Genomic DNA, 23,831 nt, shown 5'->3' with positions numbered 1-23,831 from the left:
GGAGCAATGTTATGTCTAACGGTCGTATCCTTCACACTATGCTACGCGTAGGTGATTTAGATAAGTCTATCTCGTTTTATACCGACGTCATTGGTATGAAATTGCTGCGTAAAAATGAAAATACCGAATACAAATACACCCTAGCTTTCCTAGGCTTTGGTGACGAGTCTGAAGGTGCAGTCATTGAGCTAACCTACAACTGGGGCGTTACTGAGTATGACTTGGGCAGTGCTTATGGTCATATCGCTATTGGCGTAGACGACATCTACACCACATGTGATGCAATTAAAGCGGCTGGCGGCAACGTCACTCGCGAGCCTGGTCCAGTCAAAGGTGGCACCACTCAAATCGCCTTCGTCAAAGACCCAGACGGTTACATGATTGAGCTAATTCAAAACAAAGAAGCCAGTGCTGGTCTTGAAGGTTAAGTACTGATTTTATTAAGCTAAAACGACAAAGCCAGTGGCATTAACCACTGGCTTTTGTATGCCTGCTATCCAAACGCTCTGACCTTAAACCGCCGCAAATACTTCCAGCACCAAAAAACGTTCTCCCCCTGAACAGCATAGCCCATTGCTTTGCTGATAAACTCAACATGGGGGGAGTTAGAGCTGTCTCTTGATCACAAGTCTGGATCAAGAGACTTTGCTAGATCATACCCCTCAACAATATCTTGCAGTCTAAACCAACCTTCCCAGAGTCGTTCCCATCCAACTCGGCCAGTTCGCTTGGTGTCATGCCAGTTGGCCAGTTTCCCTAGATTTAGGTATGCCCAGTGTAAGTGTGGTGGCTTCTTTGGGAGATGTTTCTTCTCTCTTTTTAACCAAAGTAATTTCCAAGCCTTGGGGCTTAGTATCTGTTCGCAACTCACTTTCTTAGCTCTATCTTTATCTAAACCCAAGTATCGAAGTTGCTGAATTCGGCATGCTATAAAGCTAAGTAAAACAATCATTTTCTCTAGATTGGCTCTGCTTTGCATACGTAGGTTTTCAACTTGAGTTCCCCCTGTCTTCCACGACTTATGGAAGTCTTCAATTAACCAGCGTCGCTCGTAATATTCTAGGATGGTGATGGCTTGTTTTTTGGTTTTCACTGGCTCAGAAGTCAGAATATGCCAGCACAACCCTTTGCTATTACCTTGCTCAACACAACTCACGTAATTAAGTTGAACCGGCTCTCCCTTCTTGGCCGATGGAACTTTGAGCGTCACAGATGCATAGCGAATATCACATATCGCTTCTCGTGCTTTTCGCCCACCTCTCTGCATCACTGGAACCGTTCGCTCTCCTGCACTTTTAAGCGAAGAACCGAAAGAGTAGAGTTTATCGTCTGACTCCTCTATACAACGAGTTTGCATGGAACGAACAATAAATCTTTGATTATTTTCTGTTTTATACGTCAGGTACTCATACAGATCTGCTTCTCTATCACAGACAGAAATGACGTGCTCCATTGTATCGCCCAGTCGTTCTGCTACTTTGCGAGAGGCTTGTTCCCATTTATAGCTTTCTTTCTCTTTATATGGACGCTTGGGCTGCGTTTCACTTTTTCCTTTCTCAGCTATATTTCGGGTCCAGCGGTACTGTTCAATCAAACCCACAACATGGTGTTGCTTAGGAGAAAAAAGCAACACTGAGTGAGCTTGAAAACCTTTCGATTTCTCGTAACGAGTCGTGTGCCCTAGCTCTTTGGATACAGTTTTGTGGGTAAAGCTTAACGAGGTTGTGTCTTCAAGGGCAAGCAATGTCCCTAAGCCTTTCGCAGACTCAGCAGTTGTAGAGAACCCCGCTTCTGCAATGTCGTCTGCTTTGATATCTTCGTTTCGAATGAACCGATAAGCGGCTTCAATATCGGCTGGATTGGAGAGAGATTGCAACACAGATTTACCTATATGGCTGGCTATTGAGCTCGCAAGAGAAACAAGTCGACGGGTACGTCGTGGGTCACCAAGCTGAGCATCATTAAAAGTGGCTTTGGCCCATTTTGCAGTATCTGTGATGAACATGTCGATATCCGTGTTGTTTTAGATATCGTTTAGATCGCAGTTAAATCAATAAGTTTAATAAAATAGCGCAAGGATTAACTTGCGCTATTTGTGTATGAAAGACAGGAGTTAGAGGGGGTATTGATCGTCTATGCTTATTTGCACCTTCAGACCCAAAAGGCTGCGTCGCTCTAACTTATTTTTACCCAATTCGATGCTTCAAACCATACTAAAAATCACCGTCATCCCCTTGAAAAAGGGGATCTCATTCAGCGCGTTGAAAAGTTGAATTACGTGACTTAGTCGAATATTTTCAGTCACCTACACGTGGTAGGAGATCCTCACTTTCGTGAGGATGACGAATATCTGGTGAGCGGAGGGGTTGAAATCAACAAGAAACAGTTGTCCAAAAGCGAGTTTAGGCCGGTTGGTGGCTTTGACATCGATGTGACTGCCAAAACGCCACGACAATATTCGGAAGAGGAGTATAATTGGATGACAGGTACTATTTGAACTTTGAACCATGCTTAAAGCCATCAAACGATTAATAAAAGCGCTAACACAAGTTAACCCCAACCTTGACCAAGATGTAGACACAGTCATTGAGGCCATTGGTGGATTGCACAATCTCAAAGAAACAGGGGCATGTGCTACTAGACTTCGGTTAACTCTAAAAAACACGTCGATAATCGACCAAAAAGCACTCAAGAATCACGGAGCACATGGCGTTGTGATTCTTGATGAACATCATGTACAAATTATTTATGGTGTGAAGGCTAATACCTACTCCCAAGAGATGGAAGAGCGACGAGTTAAATATGCTTCCGATAACCAATAAACTTGGATTATCGGCATAGTTTCGTCTTGTAGTTCACGTTTGAAGCAAGGTAACCTTGTCTAAGTTGATTAACATTAGAGTTAGTAGCAACGCACCTTTTGACTTTCAGCACGCGCGTTAAGTAGATTCCGCATCAAGTGCGGAATGACGACTAATTTGAAACCTGCATTAACGAATCCGCCGAGCCAATCACCGCTTTAAACCACTAAAAAAAAGAAAAAAACCAGCAGCCTCACAACTACTGGTTTCCAAAACTCCAACGCCAAACGAACCCTAAACTTCAGTCCGCCCAAACGAGATCACCACCCTCTGGTTCTTCGCTTTGCCAATTGGTGATTCATTACTCGCAATCGGTCTGCGTTTACCGTAGCCCTGCACCTGAATTCGATCTTTTGGTAATCCTAGTGAGTGGAAATAGTCTTGTAGAATCACAGCGCGCTTTTCTGAAAGCTGCTGGCTCTCACTTCTTGTCTCACCCGAATCTGTGTAAGTGGACACCAACACCAGGTCGATATCCTGATTGTATCTTACGTACTCAGCGATCTGTTGTAGTCGATGCTGAGACGTTTTATTCAACTGCTCGCTATTGCGGTCATAGTGAAGAATGGTGAACGAGATGTCTTCAAAGCTGTATGGCAGAAGGTTAGCCACACAATCACTAAATACATTGTATTTACCTTGGAACAATACCGACGAGAGTGACACCTCGATACGCTCATCACGGCTCTGCCAGTCTTGATAGCTAAAGGTCGGATAACGGCCCTTTTCTAGCTCACTCAAGATACTCCATGCCGCTTGTCCGCCAACATAACCATTAAACTGTTTGAAAAACTGTAGGTTACTGATGCGATCTGCACTATCGCCTGGACGCCAAGGTGGTGGCATAGAAACTAAGCTGACATTGCGTGTTTCGCCCATGGCGCGGCGCATTTTCAGTTCAAAGTCGAGGTTAATCTTTTTGCTCGCACGTGCAATAAACTCCGCATCCCCAAAGTTTGGGATCGGATGAACAAGACGGCACTCCAATGGTGTATTACTTACCATCTCCCATTGAGACTGGGTTGGTGTTGCCACGTAGCGCTTCTCGATTGCCGCATTGGCAACGGGAGCGATTAACGCAGGTAACAAGAATGTGGCAAGTAAAGTATTTAATTTCATATAGATAGATAACTCGACAGCAATAACATCGGCGGCATATCCTTGCCGCTAATGCATTTAGATGGAACTCCATCTTGTACATTGCAAATATCCCGCCAACATCAACGTCTAATTTTGACTAACTTGTCATGAAGAATGAGATACAAACGATTACCTGTATCTATGGTTGAGGTATTAAGCCCGAAATTAAATGCGTTGTTTGGTTTTTTTATGCTGAAAGAATCTGCAATAATGCCCGCTTCGTCACATTAAAAAACTCTAACATGTCTGTAGAAAACGAAGCTCTTACGCTAAAAAAGCGATTCCGTGGTTATTTTCCCGTTGTTGTCGACGTGGAAACGGCAGGTTTTAATGCTAGCACTGACGCGTTACTGGAAATCTGTGCCATCACTTTAAAGATGGACGAAGAAGGTAACCTACAACCTGCCACTGTGATGCACTATCACATCGAACCGTTCGAAGGCGCTAACCTAGAAAAGGAAGCGTTAGAGTTTAACGGTATTCGAGACCCGTTTAGCCCACTGCGTGGAGCGGTTTCTGAACAAGAGGCACTGAAAGAGATCTACAAAGTGATTCGAAAGGAGCAAAAGCAACACGATTGTAATCGCGCAATCATGGTGGCACATAATGCGAATTTTGATCATAGCTTTGTTAGTGCGGCGAATGAGCGTGCCAAACTTAAGCGCGTACCTTTCCACCCGTTTGCTACCTTCGATACCGCGACATTAAGTGGTCTTGCCTTTGGTCAAACGGTATTGGCAAAAGCTTGTAAAGTCGCAGGCATGGAGTTCGATAACAAGGAAGCCCACTCGGCTCTTTACGACACCCAAAAGACGGCTGAGCTATTTTGCCGAATCGTCAACAAATGGAAAGCACTTGGTGGCTGGCCTGTTGTCGACGAGAACCAAGAATAAACAAACACAACTTTTAGAGATTAATATGAATCCTGTCGTTATTTCCGTTTGCATCATGCTGGTTCTGGCATTGATGCGCGTTAACGTTGTCGTTGCGTTAACATTTAGTGCCATCGTTGGTGGCGTTGTCTCTGGTATGTCACTGACCGATGCTGTTAGTGCCTTTGAAGGCGGTCTTGGTGGCGGTGCTACTATCGCATTGAGCTATGCGATGCTAGGTACCTTCGCGGTTGCCATTTCCAAGTCTGGTATTACTGACCTACTTGCTCAAAGCGTGATTAAGCGAATTCATGGCAAAGAGAGCTCAGCGGGCTCAACAGGTCTTAAGTATGCGGTTCTTGTCGCGCTGATTCTTGTGACTATGTCGTCTCAGAACGTAATCCCTGTGCATATCGCCTTTATCCCAATTTTGATTCCACCTTTGCTAGGCGTATTTGCGAAACTCAAGCTTGATCGTCGTTTGGTTGCTTGTGTGTTGACCTTTGGTCTTGTTACGCCATACATGGTTCTGCCGGTCGGTTTTGGTGGCATCTTCCTAAACAACATCTTACTTAAAAACCTACATGACAACGGTTTAGAGTCGGTAACTGCATCTCAAGTCCCTATGGCGATGCTACTTCCTGCGCTAGGCATGATCACTGGTCTACTTCTCGCTATCTTCTTTAGCTACCGTAAACCGCGTGAGTACGCTGCAACAGAGATGACACTAATCGATGAAGAGCCTTCTCACATCAACAAGAAGAACATCTTCATTGCTATCGCTGGTATCGTAGCGGCGCTAGCCGTTCAGTTGACTTCAGGTTCAATGATTATCGGTGCACTTGCTGGCTTCATGGTCTTTACCTTTGGCGGCGTGATTGCATGGAAAGAGACACAAGATGTGTTCACTAAAGGTGTTCACATGATGGCGATGATCGGCTTTATTATGATTTCTGCAGCGGGCTTTGCTGCGGTAATGAAGCAAACTGGTGGCGTTGAATCTCTTGTAGAAGCTCTATCTACCAGCATTGGTGACAACAAACCACTAGCGGCACTACTGATGCTAGTCGTTGGTCTATTGGTCACTATGGGTATCGGTTCTTCTTTCTCTACGATTCCAATCATTGCAACTATCTATGTACCGCTTGCTATCGCTTTCGGCTTCTCACCAATGGCAACCGTTGCACTTGTCGGTACTGCTGCTGCGCTGGGTGATGCGGGTTCGCCAGCCTCTGACTCAACATTGGGTCCAACTTCAGGTCTGAACGCAGACGGTCAGCACGAGCACATTTGGGAGACAGTGGTTCCTACCTTTATCCACTACAACATCCCACTCATCGTGTTTGGTTGGATTGCAGCGATGGTGCTGTAGTCGTTCGAAGACTTGTTGTCTCGTGCTAAAATACGTAGAAAGTAAAAAGGCTTGGTCACTGACCAAGCCTTTTTCGTATCTGATAACAAGCGCTTACTTCTTCGCTTGCCTCGCTTCGAACGCGGCAAGCTGTTCAGGTGTTGCCTTTGGTTGGTGGTTCGTTTTCCACTCATCGTAGGTCATACCATAGACACGTTCACGAGCGTCATCGATATCTAAATCTAGACCTTGGGTTTCCGCTTCTGCTTTGTACCATTTACTAAAGCAGTTACGACAAAAGCCAGCCAGAATCATAAGGTCGATGTTTTGAACGTCCTTATTACTATCTAAGTGCGCTAGAAGGCGGCGAAATACAGCTGCGTCGAGCTTATCTTGTTGGTCTTGCGGGAGATCTTTGTATTTGAAATCAGCCACTCTACTTTCCTTTATTGTTGGTTTTTCTACGTCCATCCTAACCAACAAACAAAAAAATGCCCAGTCGAAACTGGGCATATGTTATCTATGTTTTGTTTAGCTAGACATCGCTTAACTCGCCATGACTGCTGCGTGCTTTCACATCATGACTGAGTGCTCTGTTGAGCTCTGCCTCGACATGCCCCGGCGATTGCGTTCTCGCAGAGATCAGACGATACATCGCTGGAATCACAAACAGCGTAACCAGAGTAGCAAACGCCATTCCGAAGAAGATGACTGTACCCACCGCGACGCGGCTTTCATAGCCAGCCCCTGTCGACAGAATCAACGGAATCGCACCGGCAAGTGTGGTAAATGCGGTCATCATAATCGGACGAAGACGTCGAGCTGAAGCATCAATGATGGCTTTCTCAAATTCAATGCCCTTATCACGGAGTTGGTTGGCGAACTCGACGATCAATATACCGTTTTTGGTTACCATACCGATCAACATGATCATACCTATTTGGCTATAGATGTTCAGGCCTTGCTGCATGATCACCAAGCCAAGGAAGCCACCAAATACCCCCATAGGTACCGTAAACATCACCACCAATGGGTTTACAAAGCTTTCGAACTGAGCTGCCAGTACTAGATAAGCCACCAGCAGAGCCAAACCAAACACCACTAAGATACTTGATTGGTTCTCTTTAAAGTCTTTCGACTCGCCGGCATAGCTTACCGAAATATCACCGGGTAGCATTTCTATCGCTTGTTGGTCGAGGAAATCTAACGCCTCACCCAAGGTATAACCATCAGATAAGTTCGCCTTAATAGTGATAGCCTTTTGCTTGTTGTAGTGAGACAGACGAATAGACGAAGCCACTTCCTCAATTGAGGTCACCGCATCCAAAGTCACCAGCTCACCCGATTGAGTTCTCATATAGATCTGACTAAGGTCAGCTGCATTGTTAAAGCTATTCTCGTCGCCACGAATATACACATCGTACTCTTCACCGCGCTCAACGTAGGTTGTCTCACTCTTACCGCCTAGCATAATTTCAAGAGTATCTGAGATATCAGCGACACTAATACCCAGTTCGGCAGCTCGTTCGCGATCGATAGTGACTACGAGTTCCGGCGTTTTCTCTGAATAGTTAGTACTCGCCCCTTCCATAAACGGCGATTCCTCTGCGGCTTGCTCTAGCTTATCTGCCCACGTTTGAAGTTCTGAGTAGTCTGAGCCACCGATAACAAACTGAACTGGTTCACTGGAGCCCCCTCTGAAACCTGGCATAAACGGGTACACTCGAACATCGGCAATACCCGCCAGCGCTTTACGCGCTTCTCCCAATGCTTCCGACGCGGTAACGTCACGATCGTTCCAGTCTTCCAAAATCATGATGACAAAGCCCGTTTGGTCACCCGCGTTACCGCCAAATGCCGGAGACTGAATACTGAATGACTTCAAGAAGCCTTGACCAAGCAGGGGCATCAGACGATCTTCGACGATGTCCATGTTGGCTGCCATGCGGTTGTAACTGGTCGCGTCCGCACCACGAACGAAGGCAAAGATAACACCCCGGTCTTCTGATGGAGTGAGCTGTGCTGGCACATGTTGCATCAACTGAAAGCTGCCGCCGACACAAGCGATAATAACAATCGGCGCAACCCATCTCAGCTTGAGGGCTTTAGCAAGCGCCGCTTTATAGCCACGCTCTAGCTTTCTAAAACCGCGGTCTATCGCTTGAGTAAAGCGGTTTGGTTTTACATTCGCTCTCAAGATAGTACTGCCAAGTACTGGCGTTAGGGTCAGCGCTATCAAGGAAGAGAAGATGACCGACATAGCAAGCAGGACTGAGAACTCGGTGAACAGTAGTCCAATCATACCGTCCATAAAGGAGATCGGCAGGAACACCATGACGAGTACTAGCGTGGTTGCGATAACGGCGAAACCGACTTCTCGAGTCCCTTTATAAGCAGCTAATAGCGGTGACTCGCCACGCTCGATGTGGTGGAAGATGTTCTCCACAACCACAATGGCGTCATCAACCACCAAGCCAATTGACAAGATAAGTGCCATTAACGTGATGAGGTTAATGGAGAAGCCAAAGAAATACGCTGCAATAAAAGATGAAATCAGAGACACAGGTACTGTAACAGCGGGGATAAGTGTTGCTCGCGCTTGACCAATAAAGATGTAAAGCACCAAGATAACCAACCCACCTGTAATAAATAGGGTGTTGTATACCTCAGAAATAGAGCGATCGATGAAAACGGTAGAATCGTAGTCGATCGCCAAGCGAGTCCCTTCGGGAAGGAACTGCTGCATGCGTTCAACTTCTCTGTGAACTAGATCTGCGACTTCCAATGGGTTGGCATCAGATTGTGGCACGATACCCATACTCACGTTAACGACACCATCGCTTTTGAACGTTGAGTTTTCGTTTTCGGCACCCACATAGACGTCAGCTACATCTTTAAGGTAGATAGGTGTGTTATCGCTTGCTCGCTTAACCACGAGATACTCAAAGTCAACAGGAGTGCTATAGGCACGCGCTGTACGTACCGACATAACAGTAGCATCGTTACGAACTTCACCACCCGGGCTCTCGATATTCTCGCTTCTCAATGCAGCAGTGATATCAGACGTTGTCACCCCACGACCCGCCATGAAGGCTGGTTTGAGTTTGACGTACATCACCTGATACAGGCCGCCGGAGATATCAACCGAACTCACTCCGGATATTAAACTAAAGCGGTCCACCAGCACACGATTGACGTAATCGGTTAACTGGGTGCGGTCCATTTCAGAAGAGCTGAGGTTGATGTAAAGCGATGCCTCACCACTACCGTTGTTCTTAAACACCAGTGGATCATCAGCTTCATCTGGCAGTGAGCGCTGAGCTCTTGCTACCGCATCACGAACATCACTGACACCGGTATTTAAGTCATAGCCAAGCTCAAACGTCACCGTAATGCGAGACATGCTGTTGCGCGTTGTCGATTCAATTTCGTCGATACCGCTTATGCCTGATAACTGGTCTTCGATAACCGACGTTATCTGACTCTCGATAATAGTGGCCGATGCCCCTTCATAGCGAGTAGAGATAGAGACAACAGGGTTCTCGATATCCGGCATCTCGCGCACCGCGAGTTTACTGAACGACACGATACCGAATACACAGAGCAGCAAGCTCAGAACGATAGCCGCTACCGGACGTTTAACGGAAACATCAGATAACAACATTAGCTGGCTTCCTTATCCGTTGGCTTTTTGTCGCCTTGCATGCGAGCAGCACTTGGCTCTCCATTTGCATTGACTTCAGAGACTGATACACCATCGCGCATGTTAACAATGCCTTGCACCACGATGCGCTGACCAATCTCAATTCCCTTCTCAATCACAACTTGGTTACCTACACGAGCACCAAGGAAGACTTCTGTACGATGGGCTTTATTGTTGTCGTCGACGACATACACGTAGCGCTTGGTGCCTGAATATTCCAATGCTTGAACAGGGATAATTGGCGCTTCAATTGGTGGAAATTCCATGCGAGCTTGTGCGAGCATACCAGGCTTTAAGCGACGGTCTTCGTTTTCAAAATGAATACGAACACGCAGGTTAAGGGTTTCTTGATTCACGCGAGTATCTATCGCTACGACCTTACCTGAGAATACTCGGGAGCCCCATGCCGCAGTAAGCGCGGTAACATCCATGCCCCTTTCGAGCATTGGAAGATAACTTTCAGGGACTTGCAGATCGAGCTGCATCGTTGATAGATCATCGAGTGTCAGTAATTCAGTACCTACATTCACTAGCTTACCGCGGCTGAAATCAATAAGACCCACAGTGCCAGCAAAAGGGGCTTCTATATATAAGTCGTTAAGGTTGGCATTAGCTGCGTCTAGACGTGCGTTACCAATATCAACAGCAGCTTTTTGAGCGTCGATTTCTGTTTTGGTAATCGCGTTGCGGTCAACTAGGCGTTGGAACTCTGCAAGGATACGCTTTTGGTCGCGGACGTAAGCTTTTGCTTCTGCAACTGCCGCGAGCGCTTTGTCGTCGTTCAATTGGACCAGGAGTTGTCCCTTTTCAACGGTTTGGTTTGCGCTAACTTGAATGCGGTCGACAATGCCATTGACTTCAGAAGAGATAATCACGGATTCGTCAGCTTCTAATTTGCCAACAAGAGACAGTGACTGGGAAACTTGATGAATGGCGACTTGCTCGGTCACGACAGAGACTGCCCTCGCGCCAGCCTTTCCTTTGGCTAGGGTTACTGGTGAAACACAGAGAATAGACAGTGCCAGCAAACCCATTATGGTTTTATTTTTCATTGTGTGTGTCTTTTAGTGTAAAAACTATGGTTATTCTAGCGAGTTATACGCCCAATAACGTCAAGAAGTGTAAATCTTAACGCGCTAATCTATTTACAATTGTGGCTAATCTTTTGTACCCGTGTTGACGTAGAACCAATATAACTCGCTGCTGTATAAATAATAATGACTAAAAACACGCTTTTTAGCCGTCTCTGCCCAAAAAGGCACCATTCAGTTCAAAATCAGCAAAAAAGGGTTTACAGCCATACGCAGTTTGTTATGATGCGCTCCGAACTTGAGTGATGCGTTGGGAAAACATCAAACAAGTATAAAACCCTGGGGGGGTTCCCGAGTGGCCAAAGGGAGCAGACTGTAAATCTGCCGGCACTGCCTTCGATGGTTCGAATCCGTCCCCCCCACCACATTTTGTTAGTTGACGATGTCAGCTAACCAACTTGAATCGACGCGTTGGGAAAACATCGACCAAGTATAAAAACCCCCGGGGGTTCCCGAGTGGCCAAAGGGAGCAGACTGTAAATCTGCCGGCACTGCCTTCGATGGTTCGAATCCGTCCCCCCCCACCACATTTTGTTAGTTGATGATGTCAGCTAACCAACTTGAATCGACGCGTTGGGAAAACATCGACCAAGTATAAAAACCCTGGGGGGTTCCCGAGTGGCCAAAGGGAGCAGACTGTAAATCTGCCGGCACTGCCTTCGATGGTTCGAATCCGTCCCCCCCCACCATATTTTGTTAGTTGACGATACCAACTAACCAACTTGAATCGACGCGTTGGGAAAACATCGACCAAGTATAAAAACCCCTGGGGGGTTCCCGAGTGGCCAAAGGGAGCAGACTGTAAATCTGCCGGCACTGCCTTCGATGGTTCGAATCCGTCCCCCCCCACCACATTTTGTTAGTTGACGATTATCAGCTAACTAACTTGAATCGACGCGTTGGGAAAACATCGACCAAGTATAAAAACCCCTGGGGGGGTTCCCGAGTGGCCAAAGGGAGCAGACTGTAAATCTGCCGGCACTGCCTTCGATGGTTCGAATCCGTCCCCCCCCACCATACAAAAGGAAAACCGACTCATCTGAGTCGGTTTTTTCGTTTCTGGCTATCAGTAGTCGTTAGTTACTGTCTCTCATGATTGTCTCTCAATCACTTCTCAGCCACCAATCGATTCACGTCCATGAGGTGAATCAAGGTCAAGTTCAGGTCCTAATGGCACGACTTGTGTTGGATTTATACCCGTATGACTAAAGTAGTAGTGTCTCTTGATGTGATAAAGATCCGTCGTTGCGCTGACACCTTCTACTTGATACAGCTCCTTCAGATACCCTTGAATATTTGGGTAATCGGCAATGCGTTTTTTATTGCATTTGAAATGCCCTACGTAAACCGCATCAAATCTCACTAGCGTGGTAAATAGGCGCCAATCAGCTTCTGTCAGGGTATCACCCACCAGATAGCGTGATGTAGCTAGGTGTGCCTCGACCTTGTCCAAGGCGTCAAACAAACCGTGGAACGCGTCTTCATAGGCTTCTTGAGTGGTAGCAAAGCCGCAGCGATAGACACCATTATTAATGTTTGGATAAACGAACTCATTCCACTGGTCAATCCCAGCGCGAAGTGAGTCTGGGTAATAGTCGTCATGATTTCCAGTAAGGTCATTAAACGCCGTATTAAACATGCGAATAATTTCAGACGATTCGTTGCTAACGATCGTATTGGTTTTCTTATCCCAAAGCACCGGAACAGTCACACGGCCGGTGTAGTCCGATTTAGCTTGAGTGTAAATCTGATGAAGCTTGGTAAAACCAAAAAGCGGCTCTGGCAAACCAAAAGTCCAACCTTCAGATAGCATATCTGGGCATACGACAGTCACATCAATGTGTTCCTCCAATCCTTTTAGCGATCGGAATATCAAGGTTCTGTGTGCCCAAGGGCAAGCGAGGGATACATATAGGTGGTAACGGCCCGACTCTGGTTGGAACTCCGCGTCTGCTCGGTTCTCAACCCAGTTGCGAAATCCTGCGTCTTCGCGCACGAACTTACCACCAGAGGATTTGGTGTCATACCAAACATCATGCCAAACACCATCCACTAATTTACCCATGACTTTCTTCCTCGTTATGATTTTGATGAAAAAAGTATAGAGCGGAAAGGATACAAACTTCAGTGGGTGCCTTTAACTATGTCGTTCAAAATCTTTGAATAACAGCCAGTGTGACAAGAAAATAAATAACTTGCGGGATGACAGATACAAAAAAAGCGCGACTAAACTTACTCGTCGCGCTTAGGCCCGTCACAGGCTGAAAATAGCGGCCCTAACAGCTCACACATACCGTTAGGGCTTTCCTTGCTATTCGATTACTGGGATACACTAAACGCTAACGTTTAGGCACGACACTGCGTGTACGTCCGTTCCCTGTATTGTTGGTTTTTGTTGTGCGCACTGCTCTGTCGCTTGTGGACAGCGCGTGCGGAACACACAACCCGATGGTGGGTTAATTGGTGAAGGCAAATCACCCTCAAGCATTTGAATCGTCTTTGAGCGCTCAATCTTTGGATCTGGGATTGGTACTGCAGACATCAACGCTCGTGTATACGGGTGTTTCGGGTCAGCAAACAGTGCCTCAGCTTCACCAAGTTCAACGGCGTTACCTAGGTACATAACCAATACGCGATCAGAGATGTGTTTTACTACCGACAAATCGTGGGCAATGAAAACCAAGCTCAAACCTAACTCTTTTTGTAACTCTTTAAGAAGGTTAACAACCTGAGCCTGAATCGATACGTCTAGTGCTGATACTGGTTCATCACAGATGATCATCTTAGGCTTTAGGATAAGTGCACGAGCGATACCGATACGCTGACACTGACCACCCGAGAACTCGTGAGGGTAACGGTTGATAACGTTTGGTAGTAGACCTACCTTAGCCATCATTTCCTTAACGCGATCCTTCACTTCTTGCTTAGAAAGTTCTGGATAGAAGGTCTCTAGAGGCTCTGCGATGATGTCGCCCACTGTCATACGCGGGTTAAGCGACGCCAAAGGATCCTGGAAAATCATTTGGATTTCTTTACGCGTATTACGACGCTGAACCGCTTGCATCTTAGTCAGATCTTGACCAAGCCACATTACTTCGCCGTCCGTCGCTTCTACAAGGCCAATGATGGCACGAGCAAACGTAGATTTACCACAACCAGACTCACCTACAACGCCCAGTGTCTCGCCTTCGTATAAACGTACATTAACACCGTCGACAGCTTTTAGGTTAGAAGGCTTGCTCCAAGGCCATGCGGACTTAGAAGCAATGCTAAAGTGAACCTTAAGGTCTTTAACGTCTAAAAGAAGTTCTTTGTTATTTGTCATTGCATTCATTTGGCCCAAGCCTCCCAATCAGAAAAACACGCACGTTGACGACCTTGACCAAAGTTCTCTAGCTTTGGTGCTTCCACGCTGCACTGAGGTGTTGCACGGTGGCAACGCTCTTGGTAAGGACAGCCTGGTGGCAGACGTAGCAAGTTAGGTGGGTTGCCTGGAATCGTAGGCAGGATTTCACCTTCGGTATCCAAACGAGGGATTGCCTTTAGCAGACCCTCTGCATACGGGTGACTTGGGTTGTAGAAGATCTCGTCAACGGTACCGTACTCCATAGTACGACCAGCATACATCACAAGTACTTTGTCACAAGAACCAGCCACCACGCCCAAATCGTGGGTAATCATAATGATTGCTGTATTGAACTCGGTTTTTAGTTCGTTCAGAAGATCCATGATCTGTGCCTGAACGGTTACGTCGAGTGCCGTTGTCGGCTCATCGGCAATCAGAAGTTTTGGACGACAAAGTAGTGCCATCGCAATCATTACACGCTGACGCATACCGCCTGAAAACTCATGCGGATACATGGTAATACGCTTACGTGCTTCAGGAATCTTAACCGCTTCTAGCATGCGAACAGATTCTTCGAATGCTTCCGCTTTGCCCATGCCTTTATGCAGCATCAGTACTTCCATTAGCTGATCACTCACCTTCATGTAAGGGTTAAGTGAGGTCATTGGATCCTGGAAGATCATCGCAATCTGCTCAGCACGAACTTTGTTTAGCTCTTTCTCAGGTAGGTTAAGGATCTCACGACCTTCAAACTGAGCGCTGCCCGATACAATACCGTTTTTCGCTAGCAAACCCATGATTGAGAATACAGTCTGAGATTTACCGGAACCTGACTCACCTACGATACCAAGTGTCTCGCCTTGGTTCAGAGAGAAGTTTAGGTCGTTAACTGCGGTTACCATACCATCCTGCGTTTTAAATTCGACACGCAGATCTTTTACATCTAATAAGCTCATAGTACTTCCTTAATCGTTATTATCTGTCTTTTGGATCTAACGCGTCACGAAGACCGTCGCCCACATAGTTAAAGCAGAATAGTGTTACCACCATGAAGATTGCTGGGAATGTTAGCTGCCAAATGGCAACTTCCATTGTTTGTGAGCCTTCTTGAAGAAGTGCGCCCCAGCTCGTCATTGGCTCTTGAACACCAAGACCAAGGAATGACAAGAATGATTCCGTTAGGATCATGCTTGGAATCAGAAGCGTTGAGTAAACCGCTACGATACCTAGAACGTTAGGAACAATGTGACGCGTAATAATGCGCCATGTGCTTACGCCCGATACGTGTGCCGCTTCAATAAACTCTTTGCTGCGCAAGCTTAGGGTTTGACCACGAACAATACGCGCCATGTCCAGCCATGCAATCGCACCGATAGCCACAAAGATAAGTACAATGTTACGACCAAAGAAGGTCACTAGTACGATGACTAGGAACATGAATGGTACTGCGTACAGGATCTCTAGGATACGCATCATAACTCGGTCAACTTTACCGCCAATAAAGCCTGATGCCGCGCCGTAAAGCGTACCAATCAGTACTGCAACAAAGGCACCAAGTACACCCACCATTAGCGAGATTCGACCACCGATAAGGGTACGAACATACAGGTCACGTCCCAAGCTATCTGTACCGAACCAGTGCTCAGCACTTGGCGCGGCGTGCATCGCGTACCAATCCGTATCATCGTAGGTGTAGGGTGCGATCATTGGCAGAAAGATAACCGCCATCGTCATAACAAACAGGATAAATAAACTGACCATCGCAGCTTTGTTGCGCATAAAGCGGATGCGCGCGTCTTGCCACAAACTACGACCTTCAATTTCTAGGTTCTCTGAAAACTTCTCTACCGCTTCTAAGTTTTCTTTTTTCGTTAGCATCATTACCACTCTCCCTTAGTAACGAATTTTCGGGTCGATCATCGCAAGTAGAATATCTACGATGGCGTTAAATAGAATGAATAGGAAACCAATAAGAATGGTCACACCCATTACTAACGAATAGTCACGGTTAAATGCCGCATTCACGAACAGCTTACCGATACCTGGTAGACCGAAGATAGTTTCAACAACCACCGAACCAGTAATGATACCCACAAACGCTGGCCCCATGTATGAAACAACCGGCAGCAACGCAGGCTTCAACGCATGTTTCAGAACAATGTATCTGTAGCTCAAGCCTTTCGCTCGGGCAGTACGGATAAAGTTACTGTTCAATGTCTCAATCATGCTACCGCGAGTGATACGCGCAAATGTTGCGACATACAGCAATGACATAGCGATCACTGGCAATACGATGTATTGGAAGCCGCCGTCATGCCAACCACCAGCAGGGAAGAGATTCCAATGCAAAGAGAACAGATAAATTAGAGCGGGTGCCAGTACAAACGAGGGCATAACGACCCCGAGCATGGCGGTCGACATAATCGTATAGTCGAGCCATGTATTCTGCCGTAAGGCGGCAATCGTACCGACCGTGACACCCATAATGACGGTAAAGATAAAGGCGATGAGACCTACTTTAGCTGATACCGGTAATGCTACAGAAATAAGCTCGTTTACCGTGTAATCTTGATATTTAAATGAAGGCCCGAAGTCGCCTTGAATGATGTTTGTGAGGTACGTGGTGTACTGCTCAAACACTGGCTTATCTAAGCCATATTTTGCTTCGATGTTCGCCATAACTTCCGGTGGAAGTGGGCGCTCACTTGAAAAAGGGTTACCTGGTGCGAAACGCATCAAGAAAAATGAGACAGTAATCAATACCAACAGTGTCGGTATTGCTTCAAATATCCGTTTAAGTATGAATTTAATCATAAACTCATCCATCCAGTCTGTGACAATTAATAATAAGAAGACGCTGCGTGTGCTAGATGCACACACAGTGTCTTAGTTCGTTATTTTTTTATATAGAATTACTTAGCTTTGATGTAGAGATCTTTTGAGTAGATCTTATCTTCTGCGTTACCTTCTGGGTAACCACCAAGCTGTGGAGATACAAGACGTGTTGTAACGTACTGATAGATAGGCGCGATTGGCATATCTTTCGCTAGGATTTTCTCAGCTTCGATGTAAAGTGCTGTACGCTCTTCTTCTGAAGTAGAGTGCAGTGCTTTATCGATAACTTTGTCGTACTCAGCGCTCTTATAGTGCTGACCCGCAGTCGTGTTCTGACTTACCATCAATGTTAGGAATGAAGACGCTTCGTTGTAGTCACCACACCAGCCAGCACGTGCAACGTCAAAATCGCCGCTGTCTTTGCTGTCTAGGTAAGATTTCCACTCTTGGTTTTCAAGCTTCGCATTGATGCCTAGCTCTTTCTTCCACATAGACGCGATTGCTACAGCAATCTTCTTGTGGTTTTCAGATGTGTTGTAAAGTAGGTCGAATTCTAGAGGGTTGCTCTTCGTGTAACCTGCTTCTTCAAGAAGACGTTTCGCTTCAGCGATACGCTCTTTTTGAGACATTTGACCGTACTCTGGAGTTACAGGGTCGAAGCCTGCAGTGATCTCTGGAGTTAGGAAGTAAGCTGGCTTCTGGCCTTGACCTAGAATCGCTTTAGTTACGATATCACGGTCCATTGCGTAAGACATTGCTTTACGAACGCGAACATCGTTGAAAGGTGCTTTCTGTGCGTTGAACTGGTAGTAGTACGTACACAGGTTACCCTTGATGTTTACATCTTCAGCGTAATCTTTCTGTAGACGACGGAAGTGCTCGTTAGGAACTTCGTATGTGAAGTCTAGCTCGCCAGAAAGGAAACGGTTCATTTCTGCAACTTGGTTCTCGATAGGTAGGAAAGTTACCTTGTTAAGAACTGTTGAGTCGTTATCCCAGTAGTTTGCGTTACGAACTAGCTCTAGACGCTCGTTCACTACCCACTTGTTAGGAACGAATGCACCGTTACCAACGAAGTTTTCTGGTTTAGTCCACTGATCACCGAACTTCTCTACCGTCGCTTTGTGAACAGGCTTAACCGTTGTGTGACCCATCATCATTACGAAGTAAGGAACAGCTGTGTCTAGCGTTACTTCTAGTGTGTAGTCGTCAACCGCTTTAACACCTAGCTCGCTCTTGTCTTTTTTACCAGCAACGATGTCTTTTGCGTTCGCCATCTTGGTGTATTCCATGTACCAAGCGTATGGAGAAGCTGTCGCTGGATCAACCGCGCGCTGGAAGCTGTAAACGAAGTCGTTTGCAGTTACAGGGTCGCCGTTAGACCATTTTGCGTCTTTGCGTAGGTGGAAAGTGAAGGTTTGGTTGTCTTCGGTTTCCCAAGAAGTCGCAACACCAGGGATGGTCTTGCCGTTTGCATCTTGGTTTACTAGGCCTTCTAGAAGGTCACGAATTACGTGAGACTCAGGAACACCTTGAGATTTGTGCGGATCGAGTGTTGCTACCTCGGTACCGTTACCACGAACAAGCTCTTGTTTTTCTGCTAGTTTCGTGCCAGCTGGAACATCTGCGGCAAGAGTAGAAAAAGAAGTGGCAGCCACTGCCATGCCAGCACCTAGAAGAAGGGCTTGCGTGATCTTATTCTTGTACATGTATTTAACTCCAAGTTTTATTATTGCATCCATGACTTCTTTGTAGGATTGCTAGAACGGCCAGCATTTTAGAATTATTTAGCTTAAAAAATGAGCACAAAATTCTAAATCCATACAAAGATTGCGGACCACATTACCAATCTTCAAAGGAATTTGCCATATTTTTGTAGCAAAAATGGCATAATTCTCCTGAGCCTAATAAAAATTAGGTAAAAGCTCTGCAACATAGTCCAAAGGCGATATTTTCCTTCTATTTAGAAAATTATCACCAGAAATATATATTGATAGTTCTAAAATCAAATCATTAAACAGCACAATCCTCCATAAAAGGAACGACATATTTAACAATTCGTTTTCATTTTACCGACCCGCCAGAATTATCAAACACCACAAAAAATCCAAACGTGAACAAAGTCACATTCGAACTGACACGTTGAGTTCATCCTAGGATTGAGATCACAAAAAAAACCCGATCTCTGACTACCAAGAGATCGGGTAAACTTGTGGCGCCACGCGGCTCAAGCGTGCGCTCAGATAAGGAGATGTGTCACTAGCAAGCGCTGTTCGAAGGCGGTTACTGGTTCCAACACCCACTATGTTAAATATATTTAACATTTAACCCAATAACCCTTATAGGGGACGATTCACTAGTGAACGCTCTTACCACCAAAGTAAACCGTAAGTGGATCGATATTGCTATCTGCAGGCACCGTCGATGCCGCCTCTAAGAACAACGAAAACAGCTCTGATTGGGAAGATATTTTTAACTTATTGTGAATACGCTTTCGATACACCTTGACCGTCTCAGTGCTCACCTCTAATAGAGGCGCAATAGCCTTGGTAGAGTATCCTTGCAACACCAGTTGCGTTACCTGACACTCCCTCTCGCTCAAGAAGTCTTTACCAAAGTTACTAAAAATATCATTCAATTGATGCCCAATGGTGCGCTGCTCAGGGTGGCCAACCTCAAAGTGCTTGCAGATGGCGCACTGAATCAGACGATAAAACGTGTTTAAACGTTTGAGCTCATCGACTTCAACATCTGCTTTGTTCCTCAGCCCAATCGAGAGCACCAAGCAAAACTCATCGTTGCAGCTAGAGATAATCCCTATTTCTTTTTGCAAGCCTGTCTGCTTGTAGATCTTGTTGTAGTAGTCACTGCTGTAAAACTCATCGGGAGCAATATCTTCTAAGCGAAATATCCCTTGACGGACTCCCCTTCTAATTAACTGATAGAAAGGATCGAGAACCATCGCTCCCATAAAGTCTTTGTCGATGACTTGGTCTTTGAAGTAACTCGAGTCGTTATGAAGCACCACAGGCGCCTTGTCGGTACTGAAGCTCATCACCACCAAGCTATCGTAGTCGACGAGTGCGGTAGCAAGTTCAGATAAACGGTCTAGAAAATCGCTCTCTCCGATAGAGGCAATCAAGGGAGGATAGTATTGATTGAACTCCGACCAAGCCTCTACGCTCTCGGACTGTGTTTTGGTCTCAGACATAGACACTCCTTATCTTAACTTCACATGCCTATTCAATTACCATGCTTCTCAATGTCAGCTCAAGTGAGCGATCCTTGACCCTCCAGAGGATTAAACGCGTCAGCATTAGATCTATTCGAATCATCGATTGGAATGCATAATTGAGTATATTATTTCTAACATCCTGACAAAAATAGTTGCTGATAAAAAGTAAATTACCCCCGATTTAAAGGGATACCTTCAAGTTTCTCGTCACAATGTGCTCACGGCTTCAAATATTCGATCAGCTTGTAACCCGAATGGGTGACACGCTAAAGCAGCGAACTTTTGCTCATCATCACAAGGCTTTTGACATGAAACACAACAATTACACTAATTAACATTTCTGTAACCCAAATGGGTACTTCAGTCATTGCTAAAAAATGCTCACTATTAACATATCTATAACAAAGCTGTTCTAGGATGGATAGGAGCTTAGTATGCTAAAAAACCTTGTTAGCCCAACACGGACGATCGACTCAAAGGCGCTCATCATCGCCGCCATGATGCTGGTGATGTTTGCCCCCAACGCGTTTAACTTTTTACCCTTTATGCTCGGTGGCGCCGCTGAAGCCATGGCACTAGATGATGCTCAGATAGAAAGCATCGCCATGTATGAACTCCTCGCCACTGCACTCTCTTCTCTACTCTTCTCTTTACTTCTTATTCGTCGCGTAAATTGGCGATACATCGGTTATCTCGCGGCCATCGCACTTATTGCCGGTAACTACATGAGCATGACCGCACAAGATTTCGATAGCTTTATCGCAAGTCGCCTACTTGCTGGTAGTGGACAAGGCATCGGCTACTCACTCGGTCTTGTTGGTATGAGTGTCACTAAACATCCAGGACGTAACTTTGGTTACATGATTGCCGCGCTGAACGTTTGGCTCATCACTTGGTTCATTCTTATTCCAGAGTTGATGGCAGAGTTCGGTCTTAATGCGCTGTACCAATTCTTTATGTTTGCGTCAGCACTTTGCTTGGTGGCCTTTTGGTTTTACCCAGACAACGGACGCGTCGAGAAAGACAAGCAGATTTCGACCGCACATGGCGACACAGTCGACAAGAAGAAGTACGTTGTGCCTATGATTTGGGTTGGCGGTGCGTTCTTGGTGTATAGCTTGAGTCTTGGCATCATCTACCCTTACATCGAAATTATTGGCGCAGACATGCAAGCTTCCACAGAAGATGTTGGTCTAGTGTTGGCGGTCGGTTCAGTAATGGCAGTCATTGGTGGCATCCTAACGGCTGTCGTAGATAAAAAATACAGCCATACCACCATTATTGTATCTCTGAGTGTAATTAATGCCGCTGTCTGTTTTGGAATGGCAAGCACAAACGACACCACCTCGTTTTTAGGCTTCTCTGCCTTCTACATTATGCTGTGGAATATGATGTACGCCCGTTACTACACAGCACTGGCAACCACAGACAAATCGGGCTACTTCAGCTCTTATGGTCCGGAGATCGGTACCGTTGGTCTTGCAGCAGGTCCAATTGTGGCACAAGCGGCAACAGCAACGGGTGACTTCCAGGGACAAGTTGGCGTGGGTGCGGTGTGTATCGTAGTGGCGACCGTGATGGTGTTTATCGGATTGGGTAAGTCAAAGATTATTGAGAACGGCGTGGCAACACGAGACCGCTCAGGACATCAGAAAGCTTAGCTCTGACGTTAATCAAGCAAAGAGTCGGACCCACTGCCCGACTCTTTGCTTTTTTTATTGGCTGTCCGCAGGAAACACAACGCCAGTCTGACGGCGAACTTCGGTAATAATTTTAGCTATGGTGAGTGAGCGCTGTGTTGCATCAGCATCCATTTCACCCTTTTCCACTGCTGAAGCAAAAGCTAAAGCCTCATACATCATGCTGTTATCAACTTGCTCAACACTGACTGATTGACGTTCACCATTTCGCACTTGCAGTTCAAAGCCATTACATTCTGAGAAATCTGGCAGTATCAGACTCCCCTCTTCACCTTGTACTTCACTCGTTGAGTAACTGTTGCTTACTTTAGAGTGGCTTAATGTCACATCAAAATCAGGGTAACGTAGAAGAACGCTACCGTGGGCATCGACACCGGACTCTAACAAATGCGCACTGGCTTGCACCTGGCTTGGCGCTCCAAACAACTCCACCGCAGCAGCCACCGAGTAGAAACCGATATCCATAATCGAGCCGTTCGAGAACTCTGGATTAAAGGTATTTGGATTCTCACCATCTAAGTACTTTTGATAGCGAGAGGAGTATTGGCAGTAGGTTAAGTGCGCTTTATGCAGCTTACCCAAACTCAGTAACGATTTCTTGGCTTCAATAAAGTTAGGTAGATAAGCGGTTTTAAACGCCTCCATCAACACCACATTGTTTGCTTTGGCTACCTCAAACATTCGCTCAACCTCGGCTAAGTTTGATGCCATCGGCTTTTCACAAATGATGTGTTTACCGGCTGACATTAACTCAATCGCTTGAACGCAATGAAGGCTGTTTGGCGATGCAATGTAGACTGCGTCAATCTCTTCACTTTGTCCTAGCGATTGTATTGAATCGAAGAACAAGTTTGCGCCCAAAGGGGCACCAAACTCTTGCGCTTTAGCTAAGGAACGTGAATAGACGCCGCGGATAACGTATTTTTCCGATTGTAAGGCAGCCTGAGCAAACTTTTCACTTATCCAGTTTGTGCCAATAATTGCTAGCTGGAGCATAGATATTCCTTTGTTTATCATTCTATTTTTTGCTCTGGCTAGAGTACTCTCTGAATCTAGGAATGCCAATATCGAGCGCAAATCTTCTCACAGAGTTTTGATACAGAATCAATTGAAGGGCTTAACCTAAAACAAAGGCGCCCATCGAGGCGCCTTTGTTTCAATTACTATTACAGCTGTTTTATCGCTGACTCTATCTTGTCTATCAGTACGCTGTCGATTAGTTTGCCTGCTTCTAGGTCGAACACATCATAAAAGCTTGGTACAGAAACACTCGCTTTAACATTGCCACCAAAATACGGGGCAGAATTCGTCGCTGCCGCAAGAACATTCGACGCGCCACCTGGTCCTGGTGATGTCGCGAGATACACTGCAGGAATTCCTTTGAACACCTCGCGGTCAATTCGGGTCGCCCAATCGAACAAGTTCTTGTAGGCCGCTGGATGGTGACCGTTATGCTCGGCGAAAGAAATGACCAAGGCATCTGCTTGTTGAATCGCTTCTAGAAATGCTTTCGCACCCTCAGCCTGACCAATCTCTTTCTCTTTGTCTTCCGAAAAAAGTGGCACGTCAAACTGAGCAAGGTCGAGAACCTCGACGTCAGCGCCTTCAATTAATCCGGCAGCATACGTTGCTAGAGCTTTGTTGATAGAAGTGCTGCTGGTGCTTGCGCCAAATGCGATAACTTTCATAACAGATTC

19 protein-coding genes and 2 tRNA genes are annotated in these 23,831 nt (G+C 46.0%); 7 read left to right on the top strand and 14 right to left on the bottom strand.

Going from position 1 to position 23,831, the window contains the following annotated elements; genetic code table 11:
• Window positions 1–11: 11 nt before the first annotated feature.
• A complete protein-coding gene (gene gloA, locus AC6I8U_RS04845) occupies window positions 12–428 on the top strand; it encodes a lactoylglutathione lyase (RefSeq protein WP_042476622.1) in 417 nt (138 codons plus the stop codon).
• Between the two features lie 194 nt (window positions 429–622).
• Here the strand turns inward: gloA and AC6I8U_RS04840 are convergent, their stop codons facing one another.
• The gene (locus AC6I8U_RS04840) at window positions 623–2,005 is read right to left on the bottom strand and encodes an IS4 family transposase (protein WP_498017870.1); all 1,383 of its coding nucleotides are present in this window, start codon (window positions 2,003–2,005) and stop codon (window positions 623–625) included.
• Between the two features lie 502 nt (window positions 2,006–2,507).
• Between AC6I8U_RS04840 and AC6I8U_RS04835 the strand changes: the two genes are divergently transcribed.
• Window positions 2,508–2,822, top strand: coding sequence for a PTS sugar transporter subunit IIB (locus tag AC6I8U_RS04835; protein WP_498017869.1), 315 nt, complete (start codon window positions 2,508–2,510; stop codon window positions 2,820–2,822).
• 273 nt (window positions 2,823–3,095) lie between these two features.
• Here the strand turns inward: AC6I8U_RS04835 and motY are convergent, their stop codons facing one another.
• Complete coding sequence (gene motY / locus AC6I8U_RS04830; protein WP_394151753.1) at window positions 3,096–3,980, bottom strand: flagellar protein MotY; 885 nt, start codon at window positions 3,978–3,980, stop codon at window positions 3,096–3,098.
• A 263-nt stretch (window positions 3,981–4,243) separates the two neighbouring features.
• Between motY and rnt the strand changes: the two genes are divergently transcribed.
• Both rnt and AC6I8U_RS04820 read left to right on the top strand, forming a co-directional pair.
• On the top strand, window positions 4,244–4,894 hold the full coding sequence (rnt, locus tag AC6I8U_RS04825; RefSeq protein WP_128648628.1) for a ribonuclease T: 651 nt from the start codon (window positions 4,244–4,246) through the stop codon (window positions 4,892–4,894).
• Window positions 4,895–4,919: 25 nt separating this feature from the next.
• Entirely contained in the window at window positions 4,920–6,245 is a 1,326-nt protein-coding gene (locus AC6I8U_RS04820) for a Na+/H+ antiporter family protein (protein ID WP_498017868.1), read from the top strand.
• A 93-nt stretch (window positions 6,246–6,338) separates the two neighbouring features.
• Here the strand turns inward: AC6I8U_RS04820 and AC6I8U_RS04815 are convergent, their stop codons facing one another.
• From AC6I8U_RS04815 to AC6I8U_RS04805, 3 genes are all read right to left on the bottom strand, one after another.
• On the bottom strand, window positions 6,339–6,659 hold the full coding sequence (locus AC6I8U_RS04815; RefSeq protein ID WP_042476594.1) for a DUF1244 domain-containing protein: 321 nt from the start codon (window positions 6,657–6,659) through the stop codon (window positions 6,339–6,341).
• A gap of 100 nt (window positions 6,660–6,759) precedes the next feature.
• Window positions 6,760–9,888 carry a vibriobactin export RND transporter permease subunit VexH gene (gene vexH / locus AC6I8U_RS04810; protein WP_498017867.1) on the bottom strand — a complete coding sequence of 1,043 codons (3,129 nt, stop codon included), beginning with the start codon at window positions 9,886–9,888 and terminating at the stop codon, window positions 6,760–6,762.
• A complete protein-coding gene (locus AC6I8U_RS04805) occupies window positions 9,888–10,979 on the bottom strand; it encodes an efflux RND transporter periplasmic adaptor subunit (protein ID WP_498017866.1) in 1,092 nt (363 codons plus the stop codon). Before AC6I8U_RS04805 ends, vexH begins: the two co-directional genes overlap by 1 nt.
• A 320-nt stretch (window positions 10,980–11,299) precedes the next feature.
• Here AC6I8U_RS04805 and AC6I8U_RS04800 point away from each other — a divergent pair.
• Window positions 11,300–11,383 (top strand) — tRNA-Tyr (locus tag AC6I8U_RS04800).
• A gap of 567 nt (window positions 11,384–11,950) precedes the next feature.
• Window positions 11,951–12,035, top strand: a tRNA-Tyr gene (locus AC6I8U_RS04795).
• A 97-nt stretch (window positions 12,036–12,132) separates the two neighbouring features.
• On the opposite strand, the gene AC6I8U_RS04790 is transcribed toward AC6I8U_RS04795, so the two are convergent.
• The 7 genes from AC6I8U_RS04790 to AC6I8U_RS04760 all read right to left on the bottom strand — a co-directional run bounded on the left by AC6I8U_RS04790 (window position 12,133) and on the right by AC6I8U_RS04760 (window position 20,410).
• Entirely contained in the window at window positions 12,133–13,083 is a 951-nt protein-coding gene (locus AC6I8U_RS04790; protein ID WP_234495461.1) for a glutathione S-transferase family protein, read from the bottom strand.
• Between the two features lie 267 nt (window positions 13,084–13,350).
• Window positions 13,351–14,343 carry a murein tripeptide/oligopeptide ABC transporter ATP binding protein OppF gene (oppF, locus tag AC6I8U_RS04785; protein ID WP_042478566.1) on the bottom strand — a complete coding sequence of 331 codons (993 nt, stop codon included), beginning with the start codon at window positions 14,341–14,343 and terminating at the stop codon, window positions 13,351–13,353.
• A 5-nt stretch (window positions 14,344–14,348) separates the two neighbouring features.
• Window positions 14,349–15,320: an ABC transporter ATP-binding protein gene (locus AC6I8U_RS04780; RefSeq protein ID WP_128649477.1), complete on the bottom strand. Its 972-nt coding sequence runs from the start codon at window positions 15,318–15,320 to the stop codon at window positions 14,349–14,351.
• Between the two features lie 19 nt (window positions 15,321–15,339).
• Window positions 15,340–16,242 carry an oligopeptide ABC transporter permease OppC gene (gene oppC / locus AC6I8U_RS04775; protein ID WP_498018318.1) on the bottom strand — a complete coding sequence of 301 codons (903 nt, stop codon included), beginning with the start codon at window positions 16,240–16,242 and terminating at the stop codon, window positions 15,340–15,342.
• 15 nt (window positions 16,243–16,257) lie between these two features.
• Entirely contained in the window at window positions 16,258–17,178 is a 921-nt protein-coding gene (gene oppB / locus AC6I8U_RS04770; RefSeq protein ID WP_042478541.1) for an oligopeptide ABC transporter permease OppB, read from the bottom strand.
• A gap of 98 nt (window positions 17,179–17,276) precedes the next feature.
• Window positions 17,277–18,908 carry an ABC transporter substrate-binding protein gene (locus tag AC6I8U_RS04765; RefSeq protein ID WP_252011604.1) on the bottom strand — a complete coding sequence of 544 codons (1,632 nt, stop codon included), beginning with the start codon at window positions 18,906–18,908 and terminating at the stop codon, window positions 17,277–17,279.
• Window positions 18,909–19,555: 647 nt separating this feature from the next.
• A complete protein-coding gene (locus AC6I8U_RS04760) occupies window positions 19,556–20,410 on the bottom strand; it encodes a helix-turn-helix transcriptional regulator (RefSeq protein ID WP_234495459.1) in 855 nt (284 codons plus the stop codon).
• Window positions 20,411–20,868: 458 nt separating this feature from the next.
• Here AC6I8U_RS04760 and AC6I8U_RS04755 point away from each other — a divergent pair, with 458 nt between their 5' ends.
• Window positions 20,869–22,095 (top strand): MFS transporter, encoded by a 1,227-nt coding sequence (locus AC6I8U_RS04755; RefSeq protein WP_498017865.1) that lies wholly within the window; start codon window positions 20,869–20,871, stop codon window positions 22,093–22,095.
• A 54-nt stretch (window positions 22,096–22,149) separates the two neighbouring features.
• On the opposite strand, the gene AC6I8U_RS04750 is transcribed toward AC6I8U_RS04755, so the two are convergent.
• Both AC6I8U_RS04750 and AC6I8U_RS04745 read right to left on the bottom strand, forming a co-directional pair.
• Complete coding sequence (locus tag AC6I8U_RS04750) at window positions 22,150–23,130, bottom strand: Gfo/Idh/MocA family protein (RefSeq protein ID WP_498017864.1); 981 nt, start codon at window positions 23,128–23,130, stop codon at window positions 22,150–22,152.
• 170 nt (window positions 23,131–23,300) lie between these two features.
• On the bottom strand, window positions 23,301–23,822 hold the full coding sequence (locus tag AC6I8U_RS04745; protein WP_252011601.1) for an NADPH-dependent FMN reductase: 522 nt from the start codon (window positions 23,820–23,822) through the stop codon (window positions 23,301–23,303).
• Window positions 23,823–23,831 lie beyond the last annotated feature (9 nt).

It is taken from the genome of Vibrio sp. KUL80 (assembly GCF_059725495.1).
The sequence above is the reverse complement of the archived record's forward strand: the minus strand, read 5'-3'. Positions and strand labels throughout refer to the sequence as shown.